Genomic DNA, 6,524 nt, shown 5'->3' with positions numbered 1-6,524 from the left:
CACGTGTTACTCACCCGTTCGCCACTGATCCACCCCGAAGGGCTTCACCGTTCGACTTGCATGTGTTAAGCACGCCGCCAGCGTTCGTCCTGAGCCAGGATCAAACTCTCCGTGAATGTCATCCGGATATCCGGAATACACCCGCGCAGAGCGGCACGACGACCGGCGGAATAGCCAGCCCCGTGCACTGCGTCCTCGCTAGTGTTTACTACTCTATTTTTTCCCAAAGGAACCACGACCACCCACATGATGCGGGCGGACGGGGTATCAACATTTGGCGTTGACTTTTGGCACGCTGTTGAGTTCTCAAGGAACGGACACTTCCTTCAGGCGGCTTTCACACCGACCCTCCGGGCGCTTCGTTCTGTTCCAAACCTTAGCGGATTCTTGCTGCACAAGCCAATTCCGCTAATTCCCTGAAAAGCGGCAAAGCAAAACAGAGCCATGTTGTCTCATCAGGGGGTTTGCCGCCTCCGCAGGTCTGCAGGGCAACTCGAAGGACACTACGGCAGTGGATCTGCTCCGTGCAAATCGTCCCGCCGCAACCCGCGCCCGCTGTCTCCTCAGCCCTCCCCCACCCTCAGCGGCCGGCCAGGGCGTCGAGCTGGCGGCGGTCGAGGCTGGTGGCCTTCTCGATCTCCTCGGGGTCGACGGCGCCGCAGTCGAGGCCGCGGAGGAGGTAGCTGCTGAGGGCCTTGGCGGTGGCGGGCTCGTCCATGACGTCGCCGGCGGAGCGGGAGACGTAGGCCGTGAGCCGCGCGGCGGCCTGGGCCAGGCCCTCGCGGTAGAAGGAGTAGACGGCGGCGTAGCGGGTGGGCAAGTGGCCCGGGTGCATGTCCCAGCCCTGGTAGTAGGCGCGTTCGAGGGAGCGGCGGACCAGGCGGTGGTGCAGCTGCCACGCACCGCGGACCTGCGCCGCGTCCCCGGTGGGGATGACGTTGGTCGAGCCGTCGGAGAGTCGGACGCCGGTTCCCGCGGCGGCGACCTGCATGACGGCCTTCGCGTGGTCCGCGGCCGGGTGCTCCATGCTCTGGTAGGCCGCGCCCACGCCGCAGGAGGCGCTGTAGTCGAAGGTGCCGTAGTGGAGTGCGGTCGCTCGGCCCTCGGCGGCGTCGATCATGCGGGCCACTGTGGCGCGCCCGTCGGCGCCGAGGATGGACTGGGTGGTCTCGATCTGGATCTCGAAGCCGATCCGGCCCTCGGGCAGGCCCGCCGCGCGTTCGAAGTCCTCGACCAGCCGCACCATCGCGCCGACCTGCGCGGTGTAGGTGACCTTGGGCAGGGTCAGCACCAGCCCGTCCGGGAGCCGTCCCTGACCTGCCGACAGGAGTTCGGTGAGGAAGAGGTCCAGGGTGCGGATGCCGCGATCGCGGACGGCGGCCTCCATGCACTTCATCCGGATGCCGATGTACGGGGGCGCCGTGCCGTCGGCCACCGCCTCCGCCACCAGCCGCGCGGCGCGTACGGCGGCGGCGTCCTCCTCAGCGTCGGGACGGGGGCCGTAGCCGTCCTCGAAGTCGATCCGGAGGTCCTCGACGGGTTCCCGGAGCAGCTTGGCGCGCACCCGGTCGTACACCTCCTCCGCGAGCTGGTCCGCGGGGCGGCCGACGATGTCCGCGAGCGTGGCGGCGTCCGGGGCGTGCTGGTCGAGCAGCGCGGTGGCCCGGGCGCCCCAGTCGCGGACCAGTTCGCCCACCGAGACCGAGGCGAGGGCGTCGGCGGGCACGTAGACGGTGTGGACGGGCTGGCGGGTGCTGGGCTCTCCGGGGTAGCGCGCGGCGAGCTCCGCGTCGACAGCGGCGAGGGCGTCGTCGACTCCGGCCCGTACCGTGCTGGACAGGGTGGTGCCGTAGCCCGCACTGTCCACCGAGCCCGAGCCCGAGTACGTGTCGGAGCCCGAGTGCGTGTCCGAGTCCGAGTCGCCGTGACGCGCCATCGCGTAGCCCTCCAAGTTTTCAACAGATTGTTGACGTGACCGTATCCGCGGTGACCGGAAGCGTCAATGGCCACCCGGACCTGGGCTACCCACAGCAGGTGCCAGGCCCGAAACCTCGTTGACTCCTGTCGCGGGCTCGCGCGAGAGTGCCCGGATGCCTCCTGCCGACCATCGCTCCGCCCTCGCTCCCCTGCGCCATCCGGCCTTCCGCTTCCTGGCCGCCGGGCGCGGGGTGAGCACGCTCGGCAACGGGGTGGCCCCGATCGCACTGGCCTTCGCCGTGCTGGACCTGACCGGGTCCTTGAACGACCTCGGCCTTGTCGTCGGCGCGCGGACGCTGTTCAACGTGATCTTCCTGCTCTTCGGCGGGGTGATCGCCGACCGGCTGCCGCGACACCTGGTGATGGTCGGCTCGGGGGTGCTGAGCGGCTGCAGCCAGGCGGTAGTCGCGACGCTGGTGCTCAGCCATTCCGCGAGCATCCCGGCGCTGATGGTGCTGTCCGCCGCGAACGGGACGTTCGCAGCCTTCGCGCTCCCCGCGTCCTCGGCGCTGATGCCGCAGACCGTGCCGGAGGAGCTGCGGCAGTCCGCGAACGCGCTCAACCGCATGATCGGCAACACCACGCAGATCCTCGGGGCGTCGCTCGGCGGCGTGCTGGTGGCCACGGTCGGCTCCGGCTGGGGACTCGCCGCGGACTCGGCCAGCTTCCTGCTGTCCGCGCTGCTGTTCCTCCGCGTCCGGGTTCCCATCGCACCCGCCCCAGCACCCGCCTCGACCGACGCTGACGTCCAGGACGCCGACGCCAGCACCGACACCGAGGACACAGCCACACCCTCGCCCACCCCCCAGGCCGCTGCCGGCAAGCGCGCCGGGCTGATCAGCGAACTGCGCGAGGGCTGGCAGGAGTTCGCCTCCCGCACCTGGGTGTGGGTGGTCGTGGTCGCTTTCGGCTTCATCAACGCCGCGCTGGCCGGCTGCGCCTCGGTGCTCGGCCCGGCCGTCGCCGACGCGACCTTCGGGCGCTCGTGGTGGGGCGGCGTCCTGGCCGCGGAGACCGCAGGGGCGGTGCTCGGCGGGCTGGTGGCCCTGCGCTGGCGTCCGCAGCGGCTGCTGCTGGTCGGAGTGGCCTGCGTCGGCGCCGGGGTGGCGCTGCCGCTGGGACTGGCGCTGCACATCCAGGTGTACGTACTGGCCGCGGCCGGCTTCCTCTGCGGGATGTGCCTGGAGCAGTTCGGCGTGGCCTGGGAGACCTCGCTGCAGCAGGAGGTGCCTGGGGACCGGCTGGCCCGGGTCTACTCCTACGACATGGTCGGCTCCTTCGTCGCCATCCCCGTCGCCCAGGTCGCGATCGGGCCGTTGGCCTCGGCATTCGGGGTCCGCGACACGCTGCTGGGCGCGGCGGTCGTGATCCTGCTCGGCACACTCGCCATGCTTGCGGTACGGGACGTCCGCACCCTGCGGGTCCGGCGCGCGGACGGAGCACCGGACCGAGCACCGGACGGGGCCCCGGGCGGGCCGCTGCCAGACACCGCGGCCGGCGGGGAACTGCCGGACCCGGTGACGGGGTAGTCCTCCGAGCGGGACCCGCACGAGCCGGTCGGCGCGGGCGGGTGGTTTTGCCGCGCGGTTCGCGATACATGAAGGATTCTTCATGTATTCCCGGTAGGGTGGCGACCGACGATGTGCTGAACGATGTCCCGAACGAGGAGGATCTGGTGGGCTCGACCCGCGAGCATGCGCACGCAGGACCGGAACACGGCGGTCCGACGCATGCCGACAGCGAGCACAGCAGCCCCGACGACCACACCAGCCACTCCACCCACGATGACCACACCGACCACGCCAGTCACGGCAATCACGGGCATGCCGGCCACAGCCACGGCGTCTCCGCCGACGCCGACCGGCGCTATCTGCGGGCCGCGCTCGCGCTGATCGCGGTGTTCATGGTCGGCGAGGTGAGCGTCGGCATCGCCGCCCGCTCGCTGGCCCTGATCTCCGACGCCGGTCACATGCTGACCGACGCGGCCTCGCTGGCCCTGGCCCTGCTGGCGATGCGGCTGGCGGCCCGTCCGGCGAAGGGGGCGCTGACCTTCGGGCTGAAGCGGGCCGAGATCCTCTCCGCCCAGGCGAACGGGATCACTCTGCTCGGACTGGGCGGCATCTTCACCTACGAGGCGATCCGGCGGCTGGTCTCCCCGCCCGACGTCGAGGGCGGCATCGTCCTGGCGACGGCGCTGGTCGGGATCGTGGCCAATGTCTGCGCGGCCTGGCTGATCTCCCGGGCGAACCGCAGCAGCCTCAACGTCGAGGGCGCCTACCAGCACATCCTCAATGACGCCTGGGCCTTCATCGCCACCGCCGTCTCCGGCCTGGTCGTGCTGCTGACCGGGTTCAACCGGGCGGACGCGATCGCGACGCTGGTGGTGGCCGCGCTGATGTTCCATGCCGGTTACGGGCTGGTCCGCGAGTCGGGGCGGATCTTCCTGGAGGCGGCTCCGGCCGGTCTGGACCCCGATGCCATCGGCGCCGAGCTGGCGGCGGAGCGCGGCGTGGTCGAGGTGCACGACCTGCATGTGTGGACCATCACCTCGGGCTATCCGGCCCTCTCGGCGCACATCCTGGTGCGCGAGGGGATGGACTGCCACGCGGTGCGCGGCCGGCTGGAGGACTCGCTGCGCTCACGGCAGGGGATCGAGCACACCACCTTGCAGGTGGACCATGCCACGCCCGAGTTGTACCAGCTGGGGAGCGGTGACGGCGGCCGAAGCGACGATCAGCACTGCACCGATCCGCACGGCAGCTCGCACCGCGGCGCGGCGTCCCAGGACTGCTGAGGGACCACGACTCAAGAGTCTTCCCGCCCCCCTTCCCGCGCATCCCGCCCCCCTTCCCGCGCATCCCTCCCCGCCCCTCCCGCCCCTTCCCGCGTCCCGCGGACGGCGGTTGGAACACACAGGAAGCCCTCAGACTTGGGGCGTTATCAACCTGTTACCTCTTTATATCGGTCATATCATCACAAAATAAGATCATCGACCCTGCTTCTCCCTGCACACTTACGAGACGCTAAGCAGTGCAGCTACTAACGTGACCGCCGCGGGGACGTACACCCGTTCCAGTGGTCGGACCAGGCCCGGCCGGAAGCAACTGAGGACCGATGACACAGAACAAGCCGTCGAACGCCGACCGGCGCCGCATAGCCCAGCAGCGCATCGCCGAGCAGCGGCAGGCCGAGGCGCGACGACAGCGCAAGGTCATGATCGCCTGGGTTGTGGCGGGTGTGGTCGTCATCGGTGGAGCGGGCACGGCCGCCGCCTTCGGGATCAGCAGCATGAACCACTCCAACGCCGAGGCCAAGGTCTCCAAGCAGGCGTCGGACCCGTCGATCGACAAGAGCGCCACCCTCCTCGCCACCACTGCCAAGCAGTCGACCGGCGGGCCGGTGGACGGTGTGGTCAAGAGCGACTCGATGGAGAAGACGGTCTACCACATCCACGCCCACCTGCAGATCTTCGTCGACGGCAAGCAGAAGAACATCCCCTACGGCGTCGGCATCGTCCCGCCGTACAGCCTGGACACTTCCGGCGGCAGCCCGTTCGTGAGCGGCGGCTCCAAGTTCTACTACCTGCACACCCACGACGAGACCGGCGTCATCCACGTCGAGTCGCCCAGCAAGCTGCAGTACACGCTGGGCAACTTCTTCGACGTGTGGAAGCAGCCGCTGAGCAGCACCCAGGTCGGCCCCAACAAGGGCACGGTCATCGTCTACGTGGACGGCAAGAAGTTCACCGGTGACCCCCGGTCGATCGAGCTGACCGAGTTCAAGAAGATCCAGCTCGACGTGGGCACGGACACCGCCTACAAGGACTTCACCTGGCCGTCGGGGTACTAGGCCGCATGAACCCGGAACCGGACGCAGCGCCGCAGACCGCGCAGCCGCAGACCGCGGAGGAGCGGGAGCTGGCCGCGCTGGAGCAGGAGGCCGACCTCCTGGAGGCGCGGGCGCAGCGCCGCGGCGGGCTGCCGCGGCTGCGGCGGGCGCTGCAGGTGCAGGCGCCGGTCCTGGTCGCGCTGGCCGTGGTGATGCTGCTGTGGGGCCGTAGCACCCCGCAGCAGGCCACGGCGGCGACGCCCTCGCCGCCGCTGATCGGGATGACGGACGCCCATCTGGACCCGCCGTCGAGCAGCGGCGGTCCGGTCTACGCCTATGTGACGGTGCGCAACAACGGCGGGACGGCCGACAAGCTGGTCGGCGCGTCCAGCCCGTGGGCCGGGAAGATCACCGTGGTGAACGGCGCCTCCGCCGCGGCGGTGCCGTGGATCACCGTGCCCGCGCACGGTTCGGTGACGCTGAAGGCCGATGCGCAGCGACTGGCGCTGTCGGACCTGAAGCGGGTCCCCAAGCTCGGCGACACCATCCAGCTCGACCTGAACTTCGCGACCTCGGGGACGGTGTACGTGTTCGCGCCGGTCGGCCCGGTGGGCAGCCTGACCGTCCTGGACGTGGTGAACGCCATGAAGCACATGGACCAGCTGCCACCGGAGTAGCCCAAGGTCCGCAGGGGCGTGCCGTGGCGACGGAGCCACCCG

The 6,524-nt window shown here is 70.0% G+C and carries 5 protein-coding genes and 1 rRNA gene; 4 read left to right on the top strand and 2 right to left on the bottom strand.

Going from position 1 to position 6,524, the window contains the following annotated elements; translation table 11 throughout:
- Positions 1–116, bottom strand: a 16S ribosomal RNA gene (locus ACEZDG_RS21065); the annotation flags it as partial.
- A gap of 464 nt (positions 117–580) precedes the next feature.
- On the bottom strand, positions 581–1,936 hold the full coding sequence (locus ACEZDG_RS21060) for a DUF6986 family protein (RefSeq protein ID WP_380511862.1): 1,356 nt from the start codon (positions 1,934–1,936) through the stop codon (positions 581–583).
- A gap of 154 nt (positions 1,937–2,090) precedes the next feature.
- Between ACEZDG_RS21060 and ACEZDG_RS21055 the strand changes: the two genes are divergently transcribed.
- The 4 genes from ACEZDG_RS21055 (at position 2,091) to ACEZDG_RS21040 (ending at position 6,482) form a co-directional block, all read left to right on the top strand.
- The gene (locus ACEZDG_RS21055; protein WP_380511860.1) at positions 2,091–3,506 is read left to right on the top strand and encodes an MFS transporter; all 1,416 of its coding nucleotides are present in this window, start codon (positions 2,091–2,093) and stop codon (positions 3,504–3,506) included.
- A 146-nt stretch (positions 3,507–3,652) separates the two neighbouring features.
- Positions 3,653–4,771 carry a cation diffusion facilitator family transporter gene (locus ACEZDG_RS21050; RefSeq protein ID WP_380511889.1) on the top strand — a complete coding sequence of 373 codons (1,119 nt, stop codon included), beginning with the start codon at positions 3,653–3,655 and terminating at the stop codon, positions 4,769–4,771.
- A gap of 320 nt (positions 4,772–5,091) precedes the next feature.
- Complete coding sequence (locus ACEZDG_RS21045) at positions 5,092–5,826, top strand: hypothetical protein (protein ID WP_380511858.1); 735 nt, start codon at positions 5,092–5,094, stop codon at positions 5,824–5,826.
- A 5-nt stretch (positions 5,827–5,831) separates the two neighbouring features.
- A complete protein-coding gene (locus tag ACEZDG_RS21040) occupies positions 5,832–6,482 on the top strand; it encodes a copper chaperone PCu(A)C (RefSeq protein ID WP_380511857.1) in 651 nt (216 codons plus the stop codon).
- The last annotated feature ends 42 nt before the right edge of the window (positions 6,483–6,524 follow it).

Origin of the sequence: Streptacidiphilus alkalitolerans (genome assembly GCF_042511045.1) — a bacterium.
GTDB lineage: Bacteria > Actinomycetota > Actinomycetes > Streptomycetales > Streptomycetaceae > Streptacidiphilus > Streptacidiphilus alkalitolerans.
The sequence above is the reverse complement of the archived record's forward strand: the minus strand, read 5'-3'. Positions and strand labels throughout refer to the sequence as shown.

Coding starts and splice junctions, on each gene's coding strand:
- ACEZDG_RS21060 (WP_380511862.1), bottom strand. CDS start 1,936: ATGGCGCGTCACGGCGACTCGGACTCGGACACGCACTCGGGCTCCGAC.
- ACEZDG_RS21055 (WP_380511860.1), top strand. CDS start 2,091: ATGCCTCCTGCCGACCATCGCTCCGCCCTCGCTCCCCTGCGCCATCCG.
- ACEZDG_RS21045 (WP_380511858.1), top strand. CDS start 5,092: ATGACACAGAACAAGCCGTCGAACGCCGACCGGCGCCGCATAGCCCAG.
- ACEZDG_RS21040 (WP_380511857.1), top strand. CDS start 5,832: ATGAACCCGGAACCGGACGCAGCGCCGCAGACCGCGCAGCCGCAGACC.